The organism is Phytopseudomonas punonensis, from assembly GCF_900142655.1.
Classification (GTDB): domain Bacteria; phylum Pseudomonadota; class Gammaproteobacteria; order Pseudomonadales; family Pseudomonadaceae; genus Aquipseudomonas; species Aquipseudomonas punonensis.
Genome location: NZ_FRBQ01000005.1, coordinates 39,961 through 62,900, shown reverse-complemented (window position 1 = coordinate 62,900; position 22,940 = coordinate 39,961). Strand labels below are relative to the sequence as shown.

Sequence of the window (22,940 nt, the reverse complement as noted above, 5' to 3'; positions counted from 1 at the left end):
CTACAGAGACCCACGCCATGTCCAAGACCCAGTTGTTCGACCTTGACGGCAAGATCGCCTTCGTTTCCGGGGCCAGCCGCGGTATCGGTGAAGCCATCGCCCACCTGCTCGCCCAGCAAGGCGCCGAGGTGATCGTCGCCAGCCGCAAGCTGGACGATTGCCAGACCGTGGCCGACGCTATCGTCGCCAAGGGCGGCAAGGCCGTGGCGATGGCCTGCCATATCGGCGAGATGGAGCAGATTCAGGCGGTATTCGCCGAGATTCGCCAGCGCTTCGGCCGCCTCGATATTCTGGTCAATAATGCGGCCACCAACCCGCAGTTCTGCAACGTGCTGGACACCGATCTGGGCGCCTTCCAGAAAACCGTCGACGTGAACATTCGCGGCTACTACTTCATGTCCATCGAAGGCGGCAAGCTGATGAAGGAGAACGGTGGCGGCAGCATCATCAACGTGGCGTCGATCAACGGCGTATCGCCCGGTGAGTTCCAAGGGATCTACTCGGTCACCAAGGCAGCGGTGATCAGCATGACCAAGGTCTTCGCCAAGGAGTGCGCGCAGTTCGGCATCCGCTGTAACGCCCTGCTGCCGGGCCTGACCGACACACGTTTTGCCTCGGCGCTGACCAAGAACGAAGCGATCCTCAACTTCGCGCTACAGCGCATCCCGCTCAAGCGCGTCGCCGAGCCGAGCGAAATGGCCGGTGCTGTGCTCTATCTCGCAAGCGATGCGTCGAGCTACACCACGGGCGTGGCGTTGAATGTCGATGGCGGTTTCCTATCCTGAAACCTGGCTGCGATCTTGAGGCTGACGACTCGTATTGCCATGAGTAAACGGTTTAAGGCAAAGCGGAAGGTGAGCAGTGCTTTTGTGGGAGAGGCTTTAGCCTCGATTGTGCCTGGCTAGGCTTAAAGAGCTCGCGGCTAAAGCCCCTCCCACGAGATCGCAAACGGCCGATATCGCTACGTTGCCGTCACTGCACATTGACGACCTCGAACTGCTCTAGAACTCTCAGCAACTCACTGCCAATCCTTGAGCGCCTGGTGGGCCGCCTCGTTCATCGGCTCGGCCAGCAGGCCGGTGGGCGTCAGGCTGACGTTGAATACCGCCTTGTCGGCCATCGGCAGATAGGTCACGCGGCGTGCCTGGGCATCGAACATGAACAGGTCATGCTGCCCCAGGCGCAGCCAGCGCCACAAATCGACGCCGTAGAGGCTTTGCGTCAGCTCGGCCTGGGTGTAACGCGCCTGGCTCTGCTGCTCAATGGACAGAAAGCGGCTGTTGAGCTTCTCCAGCCGATAGCCCGGTTCCAGGCCGATCAATGCAGCGAGTCCCTTCCATTGCAGCAGGCGCACATCCAGCTGCCAGAGATCACCTTCCAGATTGACGCTGCGCTGCACGCCATCTTCGAGGATATCGACCTGATAGACATTGGCCGTGCGGTGAAAGCTCAGGGTGAGCAGCGGCTTGTTGGCAGGTAATGGCTCGTAGCGGCTCAGGTCATAGGCGACCAACCCGACCAACACGGCAGCGGCGAGGAACACCAGCCCACAGGTGCCACGCAGCCAGGCGAGAAACCAGCGGCCGCCGAACATGATGCGCAGGGCGATGAACAGCACCAGCATTGCCAGCAGAGCCGTTGCCCAGGCGAGCGCGTTGTACTGCATGGAATCAATTCCTTGTAAGTGAAAATATCGGCATTATGCGCAGCGCATTCGTACGCGAATAGCGCCGCTGCCGAACAATCGGATACAGGTCGCCTTTTATGTCTTTCCCCTTCGAATTGGCCGTCGATCCCACGACGTTGCTGTTGCTCGCCCTCGTTGCGTTCATCGCCGGATTTATCGACGCCATCGCCGGTGGTGGCGGCCTGCTGACCATCCCCGCCCTGCTGACTACCGGCATGCCGCCGCATCTGGTGCTCGGTACCAGCAAACTGTGCGCGACCTTCGGCTCCGGTACCGCAAGCTACACCTTCTACCGGCGCAAGCTGTTCAGCCCGGAAAAATGGAAAAACGCGATGGTCGGCACTGCTATCGGCGCCATTGGCGGGGCATTGCTCGTGCACTGGATGCCCGCTGAATGGATCAACAAGATGCTGCCGGTTGTGGTGTTCGCCTGCGGCATCTATCTGCTGTTCGGCAAAACACCCGACGCACCGCTGGATGCCGACCAACCGATTGCAAAGCGCCGGCAATGGCCGCAAAGCATAGGCCTGGGTTTCTACGATGGTGTGGCAGGCCCTGGAACCGGGGCGTTCTGGACGGTCAGCACCCTGCTGCTCTACCCGCTCGACCTGGTGCGTGCCAGCGGCGTGGCGCGCTCGATGAATTTCATCAGTAACGCCTGCGCGCTGGCGGTATTCATCGTCGCCGGTCAGGTGGCCTGGGTGCTGGGCCTGTGCATGGGCTTTTCGTTGATGGCCGGGGCATTTCTGGGTGCGCGCACGGCAATTGGCGGCGGTTCGAAATTCATCCGCCCAGTGTTCATTCTGGTGGTGCTTGGTCTGACCACGCGCCTAGTCTGGCAACACTGGTTCAGCGCAGCCTAAACGCTGCGCCACGTACAGATCGATCAGGTAACGGGCGATCGAGCGCGAAGCAGGCAATGGCGGCAGTTCATGGATCGAGAACCAGCCTGCGTCCTCGATCTCCTCTTCCTGCAAAACGATCTCGCCACCGGCATAGTCGGCATGAAAACCCAGCATCAGCGAATGTGGGAAGGGCCAGTTCTGGCTGCCCTTGTAGCGGATGTTGCAGACCTCGACGCCGACCTCTTCACGCACTTCACGGGCCACACACTGCTCCACCGACTCACCTGGTTCGACGAAGCCGGCCAAAGTGCTGTACACGCCGGTAACGAAGCGCGGCGAACGAGCCAGCAGCACATCGTCACCACGGGTAACCAATACGATCATGCTCGGCGACAGACGCGGGTAGTGGCGCAGATTGCAACGTGGGCAATACATGGCACGCTCGCCAATGACCGGCTCCATCGCCGTGGCGCAGCCACCGCAGAAGCGGTTGTCACTGGCCCAAGTGCCGATCTGTGCGGCGTAACCGAACATCTGGAACAGCTCGGCGTCGCCTTCGAGCATCACCTGGCGCAGCCCCTGCCAATGGCAGCCTGGCAGTTCAGCCTTGCCATCCAACTCGAGCAGGTAAAGCGGCTCGCCACGAAAATGTCCAAGCCCATGCTCGGCGATTACTGGCAGCTCCTGCTTCTTCAACCACTCACGCGGAAATAGCAGGCCGTTGGCGTCGGCCAGAAAATGCTGACGATGATGGGCCAACACCATGCCGCCGCTTTGCTGACAGTCGAGCAGCTCCGGCAGCCAGCGCCCGGCGGCCATCAGGCAGCCACCTCCAGGCCCAATGCACGCACGCTTTCGGCAGCCAGATCGAGCACGCTCGGCTGGGCCAGGCCGGTGTCGGCCTCCAGATAATATTCCAGGCTGCTCAGCGCATCGGCCAAGACTTCCAGGCGCGCTTCGGCTGGCATTTGCGTGGCGTCGAGCATCTGCGTCTGGATGTAATCGGCGCAGGCGCCCACCAACAAGGCCGCGCGTTCCTGTTCGAGGAACCACAGGCCACCGCGTACGGCCTGCAGGCTGAACGGCACATTGGACAGGTGCATGCGATCGCCCGCCGACTCCAGGTACGCGGTGATCGCGCGCTTGGCCAATGCCAGGCCAGCACGCGCCTCATCAAGAACCACCACGCGTGCTTCAAACAATTGATGCTGCGCAAAGGTGCAGACTTCGGGTTCGACGCGCGGCGTGGTAACCCGCTGCCCGCGCTCCAAGGTCGCCACCATGCCTTCGACATACAGCACCGCATCGGCTAGGGCGATCAGTTGCTCTGGCTCGGTCGGCGCGCCTTCGCACCAGGCACTGACCGTCGGCAGTTGGTTGGCCAGCGAGTTGCCGGCCGAACTCAGGCCGACCATCGCCAACGTCTTGCTCAGCTTGCCGAGCAGTGCATGCAGACTGGTCAGGCCGTCTTCCTGCAAGGTGCCGCGCTCGCTGAGGTCGAGCAGGTCCTTGACGCTGGCCAGCTCCTCGCGAATCGCCGAACTCAGCGAACGCATCACCGCCTGGCCTGGACCGGACAGTCGCTGGTATTCCTCTTCGAGCAGATGATCGGTAAATGGCAGCTCGGTGATACCGAACAGCTCACGCACTTCGCCCGCTAGCGGGCCGCGGCCGGCGGAAAGCGCGACTAGGTAGAGAAGTTCCTTGAGCAGACTGCGTGGCGGCTCGTAGGAGCCGTTGACGAGGATCTGGCGAAGCTCGCGGTCGATGCGCGAGAACAGTTGCTTGCGCGACTTGCGTGGCAGCAGCTGCCCATCGTTCTGCGCCTCGAGTGCAGCAGCGGTGAGCCAACACAGGCGACCACGCGGCTCATTGGCGAACAGCCCGTCGAGGCGGCTCATGGCGCGGCCCATCAGCTTCATGCTGGCTGCCGGATTCTGCTCACGAATAAAGCCCAGCAGCCCAACCTGGTACATCTGTCGCAGGCGGCGACCTTCGCTTTCCTTGGCTGCAGCGTCGAGCGCCGGTGGCGCAACGCGCGGGCGGGCCTGGTCGAGGCGCACGCTGAAGAAGAAGCTTTCGGGCAATGGTGGCTGCTTGCAGGCCTGGCGCAGGTCATTGATCGCCGGCAGCAGCAGCTCGGGCATTTCCTGACGATGCACGTCCAGCCCTTCCAGGTAGCGGCGTAGCACGTGCAACGCATTGCTTAGCGCGGCCAGTTGCGCATCGCGCTCGGTGCCCACGCCGGCCGGGATATCGGTGGCCTGGTCGAGCACTTCCTGGGCGAGCAGCTCGGCACCGGCCAGCTCGATCAGATTGAGCGTGCCGCGTACCTGCTGCAGATTGTCGACGGCCTGTTGCAGCAGGCTGCCGTTATTGCGCTCGACGATGAACTGTTCGAGGCTCGCTTCGGCCTCTTCGATAGTGGCAAACAGTTCGTCGCGAACCAGCCCAAGTGACGATGCTCCAGAAACCATTCGCTAATGTGCCTCCCGCACAGGTGATAAAACCGCGCTCAATCAGCAAACTCGGGGTTCTGCTTACTCATATGGGCCGCCATCGCTACGCGCAGGTCAGCCGACTGCAGCATGGCGGCATTCCAGGTGGCGACGTACTCGAGGCCGTCGTCAACGCGATGATCACGCATGTAGCGGATCATCTCCTTGGTGCCACGCACGGCAACCGGCGATTTTGCGGCGATGGTTCGGGCAATGTCCAACACACCGGCCAGCAATGTGTCGTGGGTCTCGAATACGCGGTTAACCAGGCCGATTTCCCGCGCTTCGGCGGCGTCAACGACGCGGCCGGTGTAGGCCAGCTCGCGCAGCATGCCGTCGCCAATCAATCGCGGCAGGCGCTGCAGCGTACCGACGTCGGCGGCCATGCCGATGTCGATTTCCTTGATGGCGAACTGCACATCCGCGCTGCAGTAGCGCATGTCGCAGGCGCTGACCAAGTCGATGGCGCCGCCCAGGCAGTAGCCTTGAATAGCAGCCAGCACCGGCTTGCTGCACTGGTCGACAGCGTTGAACGAGGCCTGCAGTTCGAGAATCTTGCGGCGCAGGGTCTGCGCATTGCGGCCGACATCCTTGCCCAACTGGGTGCTGACCTGAGCCAGCAGGTTGAGGTCGATGCCCGAGGAGAAATGCTTGCCGGCGCCGGAGAGCACCACCACGCGAACTTCGTCGGTTTCATCTGCCCAGCGGAAGATATCGATGATTTCCGTCCAGAACGCCGCGTTCATCGCGTTGATCTTGTCCGGCCGGTCAATTACCACATGGGCGATTTTATCCTGCAATTCGACGCAAAAAGCCTGGTATTGCGGCATTAAAGTCATCCTTTTGACAGCAGCTCGAACCACGACGCGACAGCACTGGGTGCGAATCGCGCAACTATACCAAGCGGCGCCCGAAAGTCGATCATGACCGGCGTGACGCACCGCACGTCACGCCAAAGGCGCCAACCTCACCGGCTCACTTCTCGATGATGCAGTCCACCGTGTAATAGCTGCCCTGCTCGGCCTCATGACGCTGCAGCCCATGCACATCGGCGTCGAACCCTGGGAAGCGCTGTTCGAATGCCTGGGCGAAGCGCAGGTAGTCGATGATCGAGCGAGTTTCCGCGGTAAAGCGCTCGCCCGGCATGATCAGCGGAATGCCTGGCGGATAAGGCACCAGCATCACCGCAGCGATGCGGCCCTCGACATCATCGATCAGCACCTCTTCAACCTCGCCGCGTACCAGCTGGTTATAGGCATCGGCCGGTTTAAGGGCGATTTCCGGTAGCACGGTGTACATGCGCTTGAGGGATTTGGCGGTGGCGTTTTCGCGGTAACAGTCATGCAGCGCATCGCACAAATCACGCAGCCCCATGCCCTGATATCGGCTAGCGCCTTCACGTGCCACCGACGGCAGTACAGCAGTCAGCGGCAGGTTGGCGTCATAGCTGCGTTTGAACTCCAGCAGTTCGGTCAGCAGCGTGCTCCACTTGCCCTTGGTGATACCCATGGAGAACAGCACCAGGAACGAGTAGAGGCCGGTTTTCTCGACCACCAGGCCACGCTCCCAGAGAAACTTGCTGACTACAGCCGCCGGAATGCCGCGTTCATCGAGGCGCCCTCCTGCAGTCAGACCAGGCATCACCAGGGTCACCTTGATCGGGTCGAGCAGCACGTAATCTTCGGCAACATCACCAAAGCCATGCCAGTCGGCTTCGGGCTGCAGCAGCCAATCCGGCGTGGACACGCCATCGGCGCCGTCTGCCTGGGGCGGCTGCCAGATGCTGAACCACCAGTCCTCGCTGCTCAGGCTCTGGCCAAGGTTGGCCAGAGCGCGGCGAAAGCTCAGCGCTTCGTCGAAGGTTTCCTGAATCAGCGAGCGCCCGGCCGGGCCTTCCATCATCGCCGAGGCGACGTCCAGCGAGGCGATGATGCCGTACTGCGGCGACGTCGAGATATGCATCATGAAGGCTTCGTTGAAACGGTCGCGGTCGAGCTTGCGCCCGCCGGTGCCCGCGCCACCGTCCTGCACGTGAATCATCGATGCCTGGCTGAACGCCGCAAGCAGCTTGTGGGTCGAGTGGGTGGTGAACACCATTGGGCCGCCGGTCTCGCGGCTGGTGCCCATGCCGTAGCGCCCAGCATAGAACTCATGGAATGCGGCATAGGCGTACCAGGCTTCGTCGAAGTGCAGCACCTCGACCGAATTGCCCAGCGTGCGCTTGATCAGCTCGGCGTTATAGCAAAGCCCGTCATAAGTGGAGTTGGTCACCACCACCAGTTTGACCCTGGGCTCGCGACCACGGGCCAGCGGGCTGGCATCGATCTTGGCCTGGATCGACTCGCGGGTGAATTCGCTTAGCGGAATCGGCCCGATGATGCCCAGCTCGTTACGCTCCGGCGACAGGTACAGCGGAATCGCGCCGGTCATGATGATGGCGTGAAGAATCGACTTGTGGCAGTTGCGGTCGACCAGCACCAGATCATCACGCCCCACCATCGAATGCCAGACAATCTTGTTGGCGGTTGAGGTGCCGTTGATTACGAAGTAGGTGTGGTCAGCGCCAAAGTTGCGCGCGGCGCGCTCTTCCGCGGCAGCCAGCGGGCCGGTGTGGTCGAGCAGCGAACCGAGTTCGGGCACCGAGACCGACAGATCCGAGCGTAGGGTGTTCTCGCCGAAAAACTGGTGAAACGCCTGCCCGACCGGGCTTTTGCGATAGGCCACGCCACCACCGTGCCCCGGTGTGTGCCAGGAATAGTTGGACTGCGAGGTGTGCTGCACCAGCGCCTTGAAGAACGGCGGCAGCAGGCCGTCGAGGTAATTGCGGGCGGCGCGCGCCACCTGGCGAGCCAGAAACGGCACGGTGTCTTCGAACAGGTAGAGAATGCCGCGCAGTTGATTGAGGTCGGCCATGGCTTCGGCCGGCGCGTTCTCGATGGTGACCTGCTCGCCTAGGGCGAAGATCGGCAGTTGCGGGGCGCGGCGCCGGGCGATGCGGATCAGCTCGACCATGTCCTGCAGCAGGTGGCGGTTTTCCCCGGCGCCTTCGGCGGCAACCAGAATGCAGGCCAGGCCGTGGTGGGTCGAAGCCACGATGTGGCCTTCCGCCGAACTGGCGGTGGAGAGAATGGTGAAGCCATCCTGCTCCAGCTCGGCGGCAATGGCCCGCACCCGTTCGCCGGCCACGGTATCGGCCTTGATGTCACGATGAACGATGAGTACGGGGAATTTGAGGTCTTTGTACATCAGCTACACCTGAGGTCATGCGGGATCGGCCCGCTATGCCCTCAGGGTAGAGGCTCGCCCGATAGGACGGAACCCCTCGCAGACAGAGCTATACGAAAAGGTCGCAATTGACCGATCAGGAGGCGGATGTGCCCTGCTCTGCCGCTTCCATCTGCACCCACAAAGGCAGCGCGCCGGCAGCCTTCTCGATGGCAGCCATGCGTGCGGCATGGGCGGCCAAGTCCTCGGCGCTGGCGGCAAGCACTACGCCACGCGGGCGATCGGCCGGCAGGCGGCGGATCGGCGTTGGCTGCTGGCGGCCACTGCCATCGCCTTCGGAACCTTCACCGGCCAGAGACAGATTGGTCTGCCCACCGGTCATCGCCAGGTAGACGTCGGCGAGAATCTCCGAGTCGAGCAAGGCGCCGTGCAGCTCACGGCCGGAATTGTCTACGCCGTAGCGCTTGCACAGCGCGTCGAGGCTATTGCGCTGGCCCGGGTGACGTTCGCGAGCCATCTGCAGCGTATCGAGCACGTCGCAGTAGGCGGAAATATCAGAACGCTCGTGCTGACCGATCAGCGCAAATTCGTTGTTCAAAAAGCCCAGGTCGAACGGCGCGTTGTGGATGATCAGCTGCGCACCCTTGATGAACTCGTAGAAGTCGTCGGCGACATCCTTGAAGCGCGGTTTGTCCTTGAGGTCATCATTGGTGATGCCGTGCACCGCGATGGCGCCTTCATCGATATCGCGATCGGGCTGCAGGTAGATGTGGAAGTGCCGCCCGGTCAGACGCCGGCCATCGACCTCCACACAACCGATCTCGATGACCCGGTGGCCATCGTTTACCGGCATACCGGTGGTTTCAGTATCCAGTACGACTCTACGCACGCTTCATGCTCCTGATATCTTCGACGCCACGGTTGGCAAGCTGGTCCGCGCGCTCGTTGCCGGGGTGGCCGATGTGGCCACGCACCCATTGCCAGGTGACGTTATGACGGTTGACCTGCTCGTCCAGCTGCTGCCACAAGTCGGCGTTCTTCACCGGTTCTTTCGCGGCGGTTTTCCAGCCGCGCTTCTTCCAATTCGGCATCCACTCGTTGATGCCTTTCATGACGTACTGCGAGTCGGTGACCAGACGCACGTTGCACGGGCGCTTCAGCTCGGCCAGGCCGCGAATGGCGCCCATCAGTTCCATGCGGTTGTTGGTGGTCACGGCTTCGCCGCCCCACAGTTCTTTCTCGACACCCTGGAATACCAGCAATGCGCCCCAGCCACCGACGCCAGGATTGCCCTTGCAGGCACCATCGGTGTAAAGCTCAACTTGATCGGACATGCAGCGCCTTTATCTATGGTCTGATTTCGATGTGCGGTAAGCCAGTCATGCCCCTTCGCGATCGCGACGGCTGACCTTGGCTACCGGCATAGGCACCAGTTTGCCCATCGGCTCGCGACGGGACTGACGCAGCGGGCGCAGGCCGACCACCAGCTTGCGCGCCACCAATACGTAAAAACCGCCACCCGGCGATTGCCAGGCGCCGCCCCAGCGTTCCAGGGAGGCCAGCCGAGCCTGCCAGGCAGCGGAAGCAAGCGGCGGACGATAACATCCGAAGCGGCGTTTCTCCAGCGCGAAGCCCAGCAGGTTGAGCCAGTCGCCGAGGCGCCCGGGGGCTATGCAGCGGGCGTCGTGTAGCGCGTCATGAGCGAACAGATGGCGCACGCCCCAAGCGCTTATCGGGTTGATACCGACGATTAACAGATGGCCGCCCGGGCGCACGCTGCGCGCAGCCTCACGCAGCAAGCCGTGGGGCGACTGGCTGAAGTCCAGCCCATGCTGGAGCACCACCACATCGGCGGCGTGCTCGACCAGCGGCCAGGACTGCTCCTCGCAAACGATCTCCACTCCCGCGAATGGCGCGCCCAAGCGCACGCTGCGCTGAATCTGCTGAGTTTCCAACGAGGTTTCGGCGCACGGCCCGTAATGCACCAGGTAGCCGCCGAAAAACCGCGCCAGTTCTTCGTCGAGCAGGCGCTGCTCCTCTTCAAGAAGCAAGCGACCCAGCGGGCCGGTGAACCATTGCCGCGCCGCGCCGATCAACTGTAGCCAGTCAGCATCGGCCTGTGCGAAAGGGGTGTCGCTCATGGACGCTTACTCATGGAAAGTACCTGCATAGCCTTCTCGAACAATGACACCTAAGATGCACCTTTGTCCCCAGCTTGGCGACCACCTGATGATCAAGATCGAAGCCCTGAGTGCATTCTCCGACAACTATATCTGGCTGCTGCAGGACGCTCGTCACAAGCGTGTAGCCGTGGTAGACCCCGGTGACGCAGCGCCCGTACAGGCATGGCTGCAACAGCATGCGGACTGGACGCTGAGCGATATCCTGATAACCCATCACCATAACGATCACGTTGGCGGCGTCGAACAACTGCGCAGCGAAACTGGTGCGCACGTCTGTGGGCCGGCCAATGAGAACATCCCGGGCCGTGACCAGGCGCTGGTCGATGGCGACCGTATCGAAGTGCTTGGCCTGGCTCTACAAATAATCGAGGTGCCCGGCCATACGCTGGGGCATATCGCCTTTTATCAGCCCGATCATCACTGGCTGTTCTGCGGCGACACCCTGTTCGCCGCAGGTTGCGGGCGACTGTTCGAAGGCACGCCCGCGCAGATGCACCATTCGCTGCAGCGTCTGGCAGCGTTGCCTGACGCCACCCTTATTTACTGTGCCCATGAATACACCCTGAGCAACCTGCGCTTCGCCGTAGCGGTGGAGCCGACCAACCCGGCGATTGCCGAGCGCTTCAAGCAGGTTGAGGGGTGGCGTCAGCAAGGGCGTATCAGCCTGCCATCCGACCTCGCCACAGAGCGCGCCACCAACCCGTTTTTACGCGCGGCAGAAACATCGGTTAAAGAAATGATCGCCAGCCGTGAAGGACGCGCCATAAGCAGTGAAACAGAGGTTTTCGCGGCACTGCGCGCCTGGAAAGATCGCTTCTAAAGCGCCGACTGCCCCGCAAAATCCTGGTCAAAACTTGACCACCCCTGGATCGGTTTCTAGAATCCCCCGACTTTCGATCCAGGATACCCCCACCCGCCGATGCCTTCCTTTCGACCTAACTCATTGAATTCAAAGGCATTGGCCTTGCGCTACCCAGCGCTCGCCCTGGCTGTTTGTGCCGTGCTGAGCGGCTGCCAGAGCCTCGATCAACAGCAGGTCGATACCAGCCATACGGTGGACTTGAGCGGCAGAACGCCGCACCAGCCGCTCTGGATCGATGCCAGCGGCAAGGCCGAGCAGCCCAAGGATATCTGGGAGCGGGTCCGTTCCGGCTATCAGCTGCAGGACGCAATCGGCGTCAACCCACGGATCGAGCAGCAACGCCTGTGGTTTGCCAGCAACCCTTCGTTCGTCGAAAAATCCGGTGAGCGCAGCAACCCCTACATTCATTACATCGTCGAGCGCCTCCAGGAGCGCAACATGCCGATGGAGTTGGCGCTGTTGCCAATGATCGAGAGCGCCTACAACCCGTTTGCCTACTCGCCAGCCGATGCCGTCGGCCTGTGGCAGTTCATTCCGTCTACCGGGCGCAACTTCAACCTGCGACAAACCCGCTGGTACGACGGCCGCCGCGACGTTACTGCGTCTACCCAGGCCGCTATGGATTACCTGGCTCGCCTGCATGAGATGTTCAACGGCGACTGGCTGCTGGCCCTAGCTGCTTACAACGCTGGTGAAGGCCGGGTAAGCCGCGCCATCGAGCGCAACCAGAAACTTGGCCTGCCGACCGACTACTGGAACCTGTCGCTGCCCCAAGAAACCCAGAACTACGTGCCCAAGCTGCTGGCCCTGTCCCAAGTGATCATGGCACCGAGCGCTTACGGCGTAAGCCTCGCGCCAATCGCCAATGAGCCTTACTTCGAAGAGGTGGAGATCAAGCAGCGCATGGATCTGGCCCGCGTGGCGGTACTGGCCGAAGTGGACGAGGACGAACTGTACCTGCTCAACCCCGCCTTCAAAAAGCGCGTCACGGTCGATGGCCCGCAACACCTGCTGGTACCGACGCAGAAAGTCGAGCTGCTGACCGCCAACCTGTCGACGCTCAAACCCGAAGATCGTGGCCAACAGGAATACGTCGTGCGTGCCGGCGATAACCTGCAGGGCATCGCCAACCGTTACGAGCTGAGCGTTGCCAGCATCAAGGAATTCAACCAGCTCAGCGGCAGCACCCTGGCAGTTGGTCAGCACCTGAGCTTGCCGACCGCTATGCAGCCAGCAATCGACGAAGCGCCCCAGCGCACCGTCAATACGGCCGTGGCCTCGCGCAGTTACCAGGTCCGCAATGGCGATAACCTCTGGCAGATCGCCAAGGCTCACAACGTTGCGGTCAACGACATCCAGCGCTGGAATGGCCTGAAGGGCAATGCTCTGCGTGTAGGGCAAACCATCAAGCTGCAAGGCAACTCCAGCACCGCTAGCAAAGCGGTCGCTCAGCGCGACGACGTGACCTATTACAAGGTGCGCAAGGGTGATTCGCTGCACCTGATCGCCAAGCGTTTCAACGTACAGATGCAGAACCTGCAGAGCTGGAACCCGCGCACCGGGAAGGCGCTGAAACCCGGCCAAGTATTGACGCTTCGCCTGCCTAACTGACGCTCATTGCAACACACTTGATGTACACCGCCGGGGTCGGTCTTTTTCCTGTACAGACAAGCTGTTACTGTACGGAAACCTTGCTGCCCCGGATCGGATATTGCTCTTGAGACGCCCTCTCCTCTCGCTGTTTTTTGGCCTGGCCACCAGTTTCCCGGCCTTGGCAACGCTCAGCGAAAGCCATGGCTATGCGCAGTTCGGCGCGCTCAAGTATCCGGCAAGTTTCACCCACTTCGACTGGGTCAACCCGGAAGCTCCCAAAGGCGGCACGCTGCGCATCATGGCCGCAGGCAGCTTCGATACGCTCAACCCCTACACCTTCAAGGGCACCAGCCCGGTTGCTACCGCCAACTTTTTGCAGTACGGCGTTACTGAGCTGAACGAGCCGCTGATGATCGGCACCGGGCAGTACGACCCCTCCGGTGACGAGCCAGCCTCCAGTTACGGGCTTATCGCCAGCTCGGTGGAGTACAGCGAAGATCGCAGCTGGGTGGTGTTCAACCTGCGCCCGGAAGCACGCTTTCACGATGGCAAGCCCATCACCGCTTACGACGTGGCGTTCTCCTACCGGCTGCTGCTCAAGGAAGGCCACCCGCAATACCGCACCAGCCTGCAGGAAGTCAAAAGGGTCGATATCCTTAATCGCCACCGCGTGCGCTTCGTACTCAAGCGCTCAAACAACCCGCTATTGATTCTGCGTCTGGGCGAGCTGCCGGTGCTGCCGCAGCATTACTGGAAAGGCCGAGATTTCAAAGCGACGACCTTCGAACCGCCATTGGGCAGCGGATCGTATCGCATCACGCGGGTCAACCCGGGGCGCAGCCTTACCTTCGAAAGGGTCAAGGATTGGTGGGGCGCATCGCTGCCGGCCAACCGCGGCAAGTACAACTTCGACCGTGTCGAGGTGGACTTCTACCGCGACAGCCATGTGGCCTTCGAAGCTTTCAAGGCCGGTGAATTCGACTTCTATATCGAGCAACAGGCAAAGAACTGGGCCAACAACTACCGTTTCCCGGCAGTGACGCGCGGTGATGTGGTCCGCACGGAAATCCCCCACCAGATACCCACCCAGACCCAGGCGCTGTTCATGAACACCCGCCGCGCCGCGTTCGAGGACGTTCGTGTTCGCGAAGCGCTGGGCCTAATGTTCGACTTCGAGTGGACCAACCGCACGCTCTTCAACAGCTCCTACACCCGCGCGGCCAGCTACTACCCGAACAGCGATTTTTCCGCCAAGGGCAAGCCAGAGGGCGCCGAGTGGCTGCTGCTGTCGCCGTTTCGCGCGCAATTGCCGCCAAAGCTGTTTAGCGAACCCTTCAAGATGCCGGTCACCGATGGCCGTGGCATTCCTCGCGAAACCATGCGCCATGCCCTAGGTCTACTTGCCGAAGCAGGCTGGAAACCATCCGGCCAGCGACTGCTGAACGCCAAGGGCCAGCCGCTGCGCTTCGAGATTTTGCTAGTCAATCCGAACCTGGAGCGCATTCTTCAACCGTTTACCGAGAACCTGGCGAGCATCGGCATCCAGGCCAACCTGAGAACCGTGGACCGCGCCCAGTACAAGCAACGCCTGGATCAGTTCGAGTTCGACATGATCCTGCTGACCCTGCCGCAAACCCTGAGCCCTGGCCTGGAACAGTCGCTGTATTTCCACTCCAGCCAGGCCAGTGTGAAAGGCGGCAAGAATTACGCCGGCATCAACGACCCGGTCGTCGATGCCATGCTGGAAAAACTACTTTCTGCCCGCAGCCGCGACGAACAAGTGGCCGCTACCCGCGCCCTGGACCGAGTGATGCTCTGGCAGTACTACACCATTCCAAATTGGTACATCGACTATCACCGCCTGGCCTACCGCAACCGGTTCGCCTTCGTCGCCACGCCGCCCTACACGCTTGGGCTGCGCACCTGGTGGCTGAAACCCTCGGAGACCGCTCAATGACGCGCCCACTGCGTTCATTTCTCATCCACAGCAGTGCCCTGCTGCTGCTTGGCCTTGCCAGCCTGACCCAGGCAGCGCCGCAACATGCGTTGACGCTCTACGGTGAGCCAGCAAAGTACCCTGCCAACTTCAAGCACTTCGATTACGTCAATCCGGACGCGCCCAAGGGCGGCATCCTGCGCCTGCCCGGACTCAACGGTTTCGACAGCTTCAACCCATTCATCCCCAAGGGCAACGCCGCTGACCGCATTGGGCTGATTTACGACACCCTCACCTATCACTCGCCGGACGAGCCCTTCACCGAATACGGGCTGCTTGCCGAAAAGGTCGAAAAAGCGGCAGACGACAGCTACGTGCGGTTCTTCCTGAACCCCAAGGCACGCTTTCACGACGGTAAGCCGGTGACCGCCGAGGATGTGATCTTCACCTTCAACGAGCTACTCGAACATGGCGACCCCATGTACCGGCATTACTACGCCGACGTCGCCGAGGTGGTGGCCGAGAACGAGCGCACCGTGCGCTTCAACTTCAAGCACCCCGGTAACCGTGAGCTACCGTTGATTCTCGGCCAGCTACAAGTGTTGCCCAAGCACTGGTGGGCCACCCGCGACTTCTCCCGTGGCAGCCTGGAAATTCCGCTGGGCAGCGGCCCCTATCGTATTGCCGAGTTCTCGCCCAACAGCTCGATCCGCTTCGAGCGGGTGAAGGACTGGTGGGCCAAGGATCTGCCGGTTTCCCGCGGCCTGTACAACTTTGATGAAATCCGCATCGAGTACTTCCGCGACATGGCGGTCGCCCTGGAAGCCTTCAAGGCGGGCCAGTTCGACGTCAACCTCGAGTACTCAGCCAAGGACTGGGCCACCGGCTACAACTCGCCGGCGCTGCGTGCTGGTCGCTTCGTTCAGGAGGCCTTCCCCAATCGCAACCCGACCGGCATGCAGGGCTTCGTCTTCAACACCCGCAAGCCGATGTTCCAGGATCCCCGCGTACGGGAGGCCATCGCCCAGCTCTTCGACTTCGAGTGGGCTAACAAGCAGCTGTTCTACGGCGCCTACAAGCGCACTCACAGCTACTTCGAGAACTCGGAAATGGCATCCAGTGGTTTGCCCAGCGCAGCCGAGCTGAAGCTGCTCGAGCCGCTGCGCGGACAGATTCCCGACCAGGTGTTCACCGACACCTTCAAGCCACCCGTCAGCGACGGCAGCGGCATCATTCGTGACCAGGCGCGCCGCGCCTATCAGCTGCTCACCGAGGCGGGCTACCGCATCGAAAACGACAAGATGGTCGATGCCAACGGCAACCAGTTGGCGTTCGAGTTTCTCAATACCCAGGCCAATCTGGAGCGGGTGATTCTGCCGTTCAAACGCAACCTGGCAGAGCTGGGCATCGATCTGCAGATACGCCGCGTCGACGTTTCCCAGTACATCAATCGCCTGCGCTCGCGGGACTTCGACATGACTTCGGCGATCTGGCCGCAATCGAGCTCGCCCGGCAACGAGCAGCGCGAGTTCTGGCATTCCAGCAGCGCCGACAATCCAGGTAGCCGCAACCTGATCGGCCTGCGCGACCCAGCCATCGACAAGCTGGTCGAAGGGCTGATTCAGGCCGACTCCCGCGAATCGCTGATCACCCACACCCGCGCGCTGGACCGTGTACTGCTGTGGGGCAATTACGTGGTGCCCAATTACTACGTCGACACTTACCGGGTCGCCTACTGGAAGCGCTTCGGCCATCCGGAAAAATCGCCGCTGTACGACTACGGCCTGATGACCTGGTGGCAGGAGAAGCCTGTCGGCGAAGCCGTCAGCAGCGAAGATGCCCCCACCAAAGAGCAGGAAGAACGCTAAATGCTGGCTTATATCCTGCGGCGTCTGCTGCTCATCATTCCGACGCTGTTCGGCATTCTGGTGATCAATTTTGCGATCATCCAGGCCGCGCCAGGCGGCCCGGTCGAACAGATGATCGCCAAGCTCGAAGGCTTCGATGCGGCCTCCGGCGGTGCTACCGGGCGGATTTCCGGTGGTGGCGGCGAGGTCGCCACCGCTGGCTCCAACTACCGCGGCGCGCAAGGGCTCGACCCGGAGCTGATCGCTGAAATCGAGAAGATGTACGGCTTCGACAAGTCGGCGCCCGAGCGTTTCTGGATCATGGTCAAGAACTACGCGCAGCTGGATTTTGGCGACAGCTTCTTTCGCGACGCCAAGGTCATCGACCTGATCATGGAAAAGATGCCGGTCTCCATTTCCCTAGGGCTGTGGAGCACACTGATCATGTACCTGGTGTCCATCCCGCTGGGTATCGCCAAAGCCACCCGACATGGCAGCGCATTCGACGTATGGACCAGCTCGGCGATCATCATCGGCTACGCGATTCCCGCCTTTCTGTTCGCCATTCTGCTGATCGTGCTGTTCGCCGGCGGCAGCTATTGGGACTGGTTCCCGCTACGCGGCCTGACCTCGAGCAATTTCGATGAACTGAGCTTTAGTGGCAAGGTGATCGACTACTTCTGGCACCTGGCATTGCCGGTAACCGCCTTGGTGATCGGCAACTTCGCCACCCTCACCCTGCTCACCAAGAACAGCTTTCTCGACGAGATCAACAAGCAGTACGTGACCACTGCCAGGGCCAAGGGCCTCAGCAACGCTCGCGTGCTCTATGGCCACGTGTTCCGTAACGCCATGCTGCTGATCATCGCCGGCTTTCCCTCGGCCTTCATCGGCATCTTCTTCACCGGCTCGTTGCTGATCGAGGTGATTTTCTCCCTCGACGGCCTTGGCTTGCTTAGCTTCGAGGCGGCGATCAACCGCGACTATCCGGTGGTCTTCGGCACCCTGTTCATCTTCACCTTGCTGGGACTGGTCGTGAAACTGATCGGTGACATTACCTACACCCTGGTCGATCCGCGTATCGACTTTGAAAGCCGGGAGGCCTGAGCATGGCATTTTCCCCGCTCAATAGACGCCGTTTCGAACTGTTCAAAGCGCACAAGCGTGGCTGGTGGTCGCTGTGGATCTTTCTCGCCCTGTTCTTCGTGACCCTCGGCGCCGAGCTGATCGCCAATGACAAGCCGCTGGTGGTCAGCTATGACGGCGAGTATTACTTTCCGGTGCTCAAGCGCTACCCGGAAACCACTTTTGGTGGTGAGTTCCCGCTGCAGGCCAATTACAAAAGCCCGTATATCCGCGAGCTGATCGAGCAGAAAGACGGCTGGATGGTCTGGCCGTCGATTCCGTTCAGCTATTCGAGCATCAACTACGACCTCAAGGTTCCGGCCCCAGCGCCACCGTCCGCGGCCAACTGGCTGGGCACCGATGACCAGGGGCGTGATGTACTGGCTCGGGTCATCTACGGTTTCCGAGTTTCCGTGCTGTTTGCCCTGGCGTTGACGCTGGCTAGCTCGGTGATCGGCGTTGCCGCCGGGGCTTTGCAAGGCTTCTACGGTGGCTGGGTGGACCTCGCCGGGCAACGCTTTCTGGAGATCTGGTCCGGCCTGCCAGTGCTCTACCTGCTGATCATCCTGGCTAGCTTCGTGCAGCCCAACTTCTGGTGGCTGCTGGGCCTGATGCTGCTGTTCTCCTGGATGAGCCTGGTGGATGTGGTGCGTGCCGAGTTCCTGCGCGGCCGCAACCTGGAGTACGTGCGCGCGGCCCGAGCGCTGGGCATGCGCAATGGCGCGATCATGTTCAGGCACATTCTGCCCAACGCCATGGTCTCGACCATGACCTTTTTGCCGTTCATCGTCACGGGCGCCATCGGTACCCTCACCGCTCTGGATTTCCTGGGCTTCGGCCTGCCCGCCGGCGCGCCGTCACTCGGTGAGCTGGTCGCACAGGGCAAATCCAACCTGCAGGCGCCGTGGCTAGGCATCAGCGCCTTCGCCGTGCTCGCCATCATGCTGAGCTTGCTGGTGTTTATCGGCGAGGCTGCTCGCGATGCTTTCGACCCGAGGAAATGAAATGAGCCATCCCGATAACCTCGTCGAAATTCGTGACCTGTCCGTCTCCTTCGTCAGCGGCGACAACAAACGCCAGGTGGTCAACCACATCAGCTTCGATATTCGCCGTGGCGAGACTCTGGCGCTGGTTGGTGAAAGCGGCTCCGGTAAATCGGTCACCGCCCACTCGATCCTGCGGCTGCTGCCCTACCCACTCGCGCAGCACCCCAGCGGCACGATCAATTACAACGGTCAGGATCTGCTCAAACTGCCAGAGCGCAAATTGCGTGGCATCCGCGGTAACCGCATCGCCATGGTCTTTCAGGAGCCCATGACCTCGCTCAACCCGTTGCACAGCATAGAAAAGCAGATCAACGAGGTCCTGGGCCTGCACAAGGGTCTGCGTGGCAAGGCAGCCACGAGCCGTACACTGGAACTGCTGGAGCTGGTCGGCATTCCGGACCCACAAAAACGTCTTAAAGCCCTGCCCCACGAACTGTCAGGCGGCCAACGCCAGCGGGTGATGATTGCCATGGCACTGGCCAACGAGCCGGAGCTGCTGATCGCCGATGAACCAACCACGGCTCTGGATGTGACCGTGCAGTTGAAGATTCTGGAGCTCCTCAAGGATCTGCAGGCACGCCTCGGCATGGCCATGCTGATCATTAGCCACGACCTCAAGCTGGTACAGCGAATCGCTCAGCGGGTCTGTGTGATGCAAAACGGCGAGCTGGTCGAACAGGCGGACTGCGAAACGCTGTTCAACTCGCCGCAACACCCCTACACCTGCACCCTGCTCGCCGCCGAACCCAGTGGCGATCCGGTCAGCGCTCCAGCGGCCGATACGTTGCTCGCCGTTGAGGATCTGCGCGTCTGGTTTCCCATCAAGAAGGGCCTGCTACGCCGCACGGTCGACCATGTAAAAGCGGTCGATGGCATTAACTTCAGCCTGCAGCGTGGCCAGACCTTGGGCATCGTCGGTGAAAGCGGCTCGGGCAAGTCGACGCTGGGCCTGGCGATACTGCGCCTGATCGGCAGCCAGGGCGGCATCCGCTTTGGCGAGCACCATTTGGGCGGTATGTCGCAGAGCGAAGTGCGGCCGCTACGCCGCGAAATGCAGGTGGTCTTCCAGGATCCTTACGGTAGCCTCAGCCCACGCATGACGGTCGGCATGATCATCGGCGAGGGCCTGCGCATCCATCGTATCGGCAACGATGCAGAACAGGAGCAGGCGATCATCGACGCGCTGCTCGAAGTTGGTCTGGATCCGGAAAGTCGTCACCGCTATCCCCACGAGTTCTCTGGCGGCCAGCGACAACGAATCGCCATCGCTCGCGCGCTGGTACTCAAGCCAGAACTGATCCTGCTGGACGAGCCGACCTCGGCACTCGATCGCACCGTACAGCGTCAGGTCGTCGACCTGCTGCGTTCGCTGCAGGCTAAGTACAACCTGAGCTACCTGTTCATCAGTCATGACCTTGCGGTTGTGCGGGCGATCAGCCACCAGCTGATGGTCGTCAAGCATGGGCGCGTGGTCGAGCAAGGCGATGCCAAGACCATCTTCCAGGCGCCGCAGCACCCTTACACGCAGCAATTGCTGGAAGCCGCATTCCTGACGCCCGTCAGCCCACAAACCGCATAAGCCACTCCTCCAACCTGCGAAACCATCACGACGACGCAGGTTTCCCATCTATGGATGGCCACTCAGCGCAGCAAGATGCACAACTCCCGTAAAACGTTTGCTGCAGATACACAAAGGCCCCGAAATCGGGGCCTTTGTCATTCAAGCGGACATGTCTATCAGTAACGCTCGATATCGGCCTTGCTTTCCAGCTGCTTGCGGAATGCAGCGAAGTCCTGTTGACCGCTGCGTGAGGCGAGGAAGCGGCGGTACATGGCCTTTTCTTCGTCACTCAGGGCCTGCTCCGGCTCACTGACACCCTTGAGGCGAATCACCACGAAATCCCCATTGGCCAGCGCAATGCCACTGAACTCGGATTTTTCGTCAGTTGGCTTAGGCATGCGGAACAGCGCCTGAAGGACAGCAGGGTCGACACCATCCTGGTTACGCGTAGCGGCTTCTACCACTTGCCACTCAGCGCCTTCAGGCTTGGCCTTGCCGTCGCTCAGCTCGGTAACCAGTGCTTCGCCAGCAGCCTTGGCAGCCTCACTAGCGCGGGTTTTGGTCAGCTGCGCACGGATGCTGTCGCTTACCTGCTCAAGTCCCAGCTGTTGCGGTTTACGATGCTCTTTGACACGAATCACTACCAGGGTATTCGGGTCGAGTTCGATAGCACCGCTGTTGCTGCCGTCTTCCATCACTTCCTGGCTGAAAGCAGCCTGCAAAACCTGGCGGTTAGCAGCGATACCTTGACCACCCTGACGACCAAACGGCTCGCTGGTCTGCACTTTCAAGCCCAGCTCTTGAGCAGGCTGCGCCAAGTCCGAAGACTCGAAAGCGGCATCTTCAAGCTGCTTGGTGGCCTCGACAAAGCGCTGCTCGACACGTTGTGCTTTGAGATCGGTTTCCAGCTTTTCCTTCATGCTGGACAGAGTCGGCACTTCAGGTGCCTGAACGCCAAGCAGCTTGATCAGGTGCCAGCCGAATTCGGTGCGAACCGGTGCCGATACCTCATCTTTATTAAGAGCATAAAGTGCATCTTCAAAGGCCGGATCGTAAACGCCTTTGCCTGCATAACCCAGGTCGCCGCCTTCGCTGGCCGAACCAGGGTCTTGCGAGAACTCCTTGGCCAATGCAGCGAAGTCTTCGCCTTTCTGCAAACGCTTCTGGAGGTCTTCGATCTTGGCTTTGGCCTGCTCTTCGCTGACGTCGCCGCCCACTTCGATCAGGATGTGGGCAGCATCACGCTGCTCAGCCAGGTTGGAGATCTCCGAGTCGTAAGCAGCCTTTAGCTCTTCGTCAGTGACGGAAACCTGTGAGAAGAACGCATCCTTCTTCAGCTCAACGTATTCGAGCACAACCTGCTCCGGGCTCATGAACTGAGTCTGCTGAGCGTCGTAGTAGGCTTTCACGTCGTCATCGCTGACCTTCACCGTGGCCGGGTCAGCCTTGATGGTGCGGGTCGCAAAATCACGGGTCTGCTTCTCGAGGCGGGCGAATGCAGCCACCTCTTCATCGGTGACGAAACCGCTACCGGACAGACCAGCACGCAGCTGACCGATCAGCATTTCCTGCTTGAGCATCTGGCGGAACTGCATACGGGTATAACCGAGCTGGCGAATCACCTGATCGAAGCGATCAGCGTTGAAGCGCCCTTCCACCTGGAACTCAGGCGTCTGCACGATGACTTGGTCGAGAGCGGCCTGAGAGAAGGCGAACTTGGAGTCTTCGGCGCCTTTGATCAGCAAAGCGCGCTCGATCAGCCCCTTCAAGGAGGCTTCGCGCAGCAGCTTTTCATCCAGCAGGGCGGGATCGAAGTCCTTGCCTAGTTGCTGCAACAGCTGGCGACGCTGCATTTCCACAGCCTGGTTAAGCTCGTTCTGGCTGATTTTCTTGCCATTCACGTCAGCGGCGTTCTGGCTGTTGCCGGTACCGGTAATGATGGCGTCAACGCCGGTCAACGCCATGAGAACGACGATCAGGCCGATGATTGTCTTGGCAATCCAACCCTGTGAATTGTCCCTGATATTTTGCAGCATGCTTCCCCCAGAACGACCACGTACTAAAAATGGCCGCGCAGCGTGGGTAAAATCCGGATAGAAGAAAGGCGCATCCTGGGATGCGCCTTCTCGTAACGTGCGAAGCGGATCGGGATTAAAACTCTACAACCCCCGGCGTGACAGACCTGCTGGTCTTATTGCCGCCCCACAACCGAGCCGGGGTTAACCGACCCGGCGGGCAATAGCCCGAAGACGCTTAGTTGACGGCGTCTTTCAGCGCTTTACCAGCTTTGAAACCTGGGATCTTGGCAGCAGCGATGCTGATCGGCTTGCCAGTCTGCGGGTTACGGCCAGTGCGAGCAGCACGCTCTTTGACAGCAAAAGTACCGAAACCAACCAGTACAACGGAATCACCAGCCTTCAGAGCGCCAGTAACGGATTCAATCACTGCGTCCAGCGCACGGCCAGCAACAGCTTTCGGGATATCAGCAGATGCGGCGATGGCATCGATCAGTTCCGACTTGTTCACTCTAAG

General features: G+C 60.9%; 19 protein-coding genes. 9 read left to right on the top strand and 10 right to left on the bottom strand.

Going from position 1 to position 22,940, the window contains the following annotated elements; translation table 11 throughout:
- Positions 1 to 17 precede the first annotated feature (17 nt).
- Complete coding sequence (locus BUC40_RS14300; protein WP_070887458.1) at positions 18 to 785, top strand: SDR family oxidoreductase; 768 nt, start codon at positions 18 to 20, stop codon at positions 783 to 785.
- A 233-nt stretch (positions 786 to 1,018) separates the two neighbouring features.
- Here BUC40_RS14300 and BUC40_RS14295 read toward each other — a convergent pair whose 3' ends face one another.
- Positions 1,019 to 1,666, bottom strand: coding sequence for a hypothetical protein (locus tag BUC40_RS14295; RefSeq protein ID WP_073266831.1), 648 nt, complete (start codon positions 1,664 to 1,666; stop codon positions 1,019 to 1,021).
- Between the two features lie 98 nt (positions 1,667 to 1,764).
- Here BUC40_RS14295 and BUC40_RS14290 point away from each other — a divergent pair, with 98 nt between their 5' ends.
- The gene (locus BUC40_RS14290) at positions 1,765 to 2,550 is read left to right on the top strand and encodes a TSUP family transporter (RefSeq protein WP_073266830.1); all 786 of its coding nucleotides are present in this window, start codon (positions 1,765 to 1,767) and stop codon (positions 2,548 to 2,550) included.
- Here the strand turns inward: BUC40_RS14290 and nudC are convergent.
- From nudC to BUC40_RS14255, 7 genes are all read right to left on the bottom strand, one after another.
- The gene (gene nudC / locus BUC40_RS14285; protein ID WP_073266828.1) at positions 2,518 to 3,351 is read right to left on the bottom strand and encodes an NAD(+) diphosphatase; all 834 of its coding nucleotides are present in this window, start codon (positions 3,349 to 3,351) and stop codon (positions 2,518 to 2,520) included. The two genes, BUC40_RS14290 and nudC, sit on opposite strands and share 33 nt — an antisense overlap.
- A complete protein-coding gene (locus BUC40_RS14280) occupies positions 3,351 to 5,009 on the bottom strand; it encodes a FimL-related protein (RefSeq protein WP_073266826.1) in 1,659 nt (552 codons plus the stop codon). The genes nudC and BUC40_RS14280 overlap by 1 nt, the downstream gene beginning before the upstream one ends.
- Positions 5,010 to 5,047: 38 nt before the next feature.
- The gene (locus BUC40_RS14275) at positions 5,048 to 5,860 is read right to left on the bottom strand and encodes a crotonase/enoyl-CoA hydratase family protein (RefSeq protein WP_073266824.1); all 813 of its coding nucleotides are present in this window, start codon (positions 5,858 to 5,860) and stop codon (positions 5,048 to 5,050) included.
- 145 nt (positions 5,861 to 6,005) lie between these two features.
- A complete protein-coding gene (locus BUC40_RS14270) occupies positions 6,006 to 8,276 on the bottom strand; it encodes an Orn/Lys/Arg family decarboxylase (RefSeq protein ID WP_073266822.1) in 2,271 nt (756 codons plus the stop codon).
- Positions 8,277 to 8,391: 115 nt separating this feature from the next.
- Positions 8,392 to 9,144, bottom strand: a complete 753-nt coding sequence (gene dnaQ / locus BUC40_RS14265; protein WP_073266820.1) for a DNA polymerase III subunit epsilon — start codon at positions 9,142 to 9,144, stop codon at positions 8,392 to 8,394.
- Positions 9,137 to 9,589 carry a ribonuclease HI gene (gene rnhA / locus BUC40_RS14260; RefSeq protein ID WP_073266818.1) on the bottom strand — a complete coding sequence of 151 codons (453 nt, stop codon included), beginning with the start codon at positions 9,587 to 9,589 and terminating at the stop codon, positions 9,137 to 9,139. The genes dnaQ and rnhA overlap by 8 nt, the downstream gene beginning before the upstream one ends.
- 45 nt (positions 9,590 to 9,634) lie before the next feature.
- Positions 9,635 to 10,396, bottom strand: a complete 762-nt coding sequence (locus BUC40_RS14255; protein WP_073266816.1) for a class I SAM-dependent methyltransferase — start codon at positions 10,394 to 10,396, stop codon at positions 9,635 to 9,637.
- A gap of 88 nt (positions 10,397 to 10,484) precedes the next feature.
- Between BUC40_RS14255 and gloB the strand changes: the two genes are divergently transcribed.
- The 7 genes from gloB to BUC40_RS14220 all read left to right on the top strand — a co-directional run bounded on the left by gloB (position 10,485) and on the right by BUC40_RS14220 (position 20,426).
- Positions 10,485 to 11,258 (top strand): hydroxyacylglutathione hydrolase, encoded by a 774-nt coding sequence (gene gloB, locus BUC40_RS14250; RefSeq protein WP_073266814.1) that lies wholly within the window; start codon positions 10,485 to 10,487, stop codon positions 11,256 to 11,258.
- A 99-nt stretch (positions 11,259 to 11,357) separates the two neighbouring features.
- A complete protein-coding gene (locus BUC40_RS14245; RefSeq protein WP_073266812.1) occupies positions 11,358 to 12,911 on the top strand; it encodes a LysM peptidoglycan-binding domain-containing protein in 1,554 nt (517 codons plus the stop codon).
- A gap of 106 nt (positions 12,912 to 13,017) precedes the next feature.
- Positions 13,018 to 14,850, top strand: a complete 1,833-nt coding sequence (locus BUC40_RS14240; RefSeq protein WP_073267032.1) for an extracellular solute-binding protein — start codon at positions 13,018 to 13,020, stop codon at positions 14,848 to 14,850.
- On the top strand, positions 14,847 to 16,697 hold the full coding sequence (locus BUC40_RS14235; RefSeq protein WP_073266810.1) for an extracellular solute-binding protein: 1,851 nt from the start codon (positions 14,847 to 14,849) through the stop codon (positions 16,695 to 16,697). Before BUC40_RS14240 ends, BUC40_RS14235 begins: the two co-directional genes overlap by 4 nt.
- Positions 16,698 to 17,783, top strand: a complete 1,086-nt coding sequence (locus tag BUC40_RS14230) for a microcin C ABC transporter permease YejB (RefSeq protein ID WP_073266808.1) — start codon at positions 16,698 to 16,700, stop codon at positions 17,781 to 17,783.
- 2 nt (positions 17,784 to 17,785) lie between these two features.
- Positions 17,786 to 18,805 (top strand): ABC transporter permease, encoded by a 1,020-nt coding sequence (locus BUC40_RS14225; protein ID WP_073266806.1) that lies wholly within the window; start codon positions 17,786 to 17,788, stop codon positions 18,803 to 18,805.
- A gap of 1 nt (position 18,806) precedes the next feature.
- Positions 18,807 to 20,426, top strand: coding sequence for an ABC transporter ATP-binding protein (locus tag BUC40_RS14220; RefSeq protein WP_073266804.1), 1,620 nt, complete (start codon positions 18,807 to 18,809; stop codon positions 20,424 to 20,426).
- Positions 20,427 to 20,584: 158 nt separating this feature from the next.
- On the opposite strand, the gene BUC40_RS14215 is transcribed toward BUC40_RS14220, so the two are convergent.
- Positions 20,585 to 22,444, bottom strand: coding sequence for a SurA N-terminal domain-containing protein (locus tag BUC40_RS14215; RefSeq protein ID WP_073266802.1), 1,860 nt, complete (start codon positions 22,442 to 22,444; stop codon positions 20,585 to 20,587).
- A 217-nt stretch (positions 22,445 to 22,661) separates the two neighbouring features.
- Positions 22,662 to 22,934: a nucleoid-associated protein HU-beta gene (gene hupB, locus BUC40_RS14210; RefSeq protein ID WP_003239952.1), complete on the bottom strand. Its 273-nt coding sequence runs from the start codon at positions 22,932 to 22,934 to the stop codon at positions 22,662 to 22,664.
- Positions 22,935 to 22,940 lie beyond the last annotated feature (6 nt).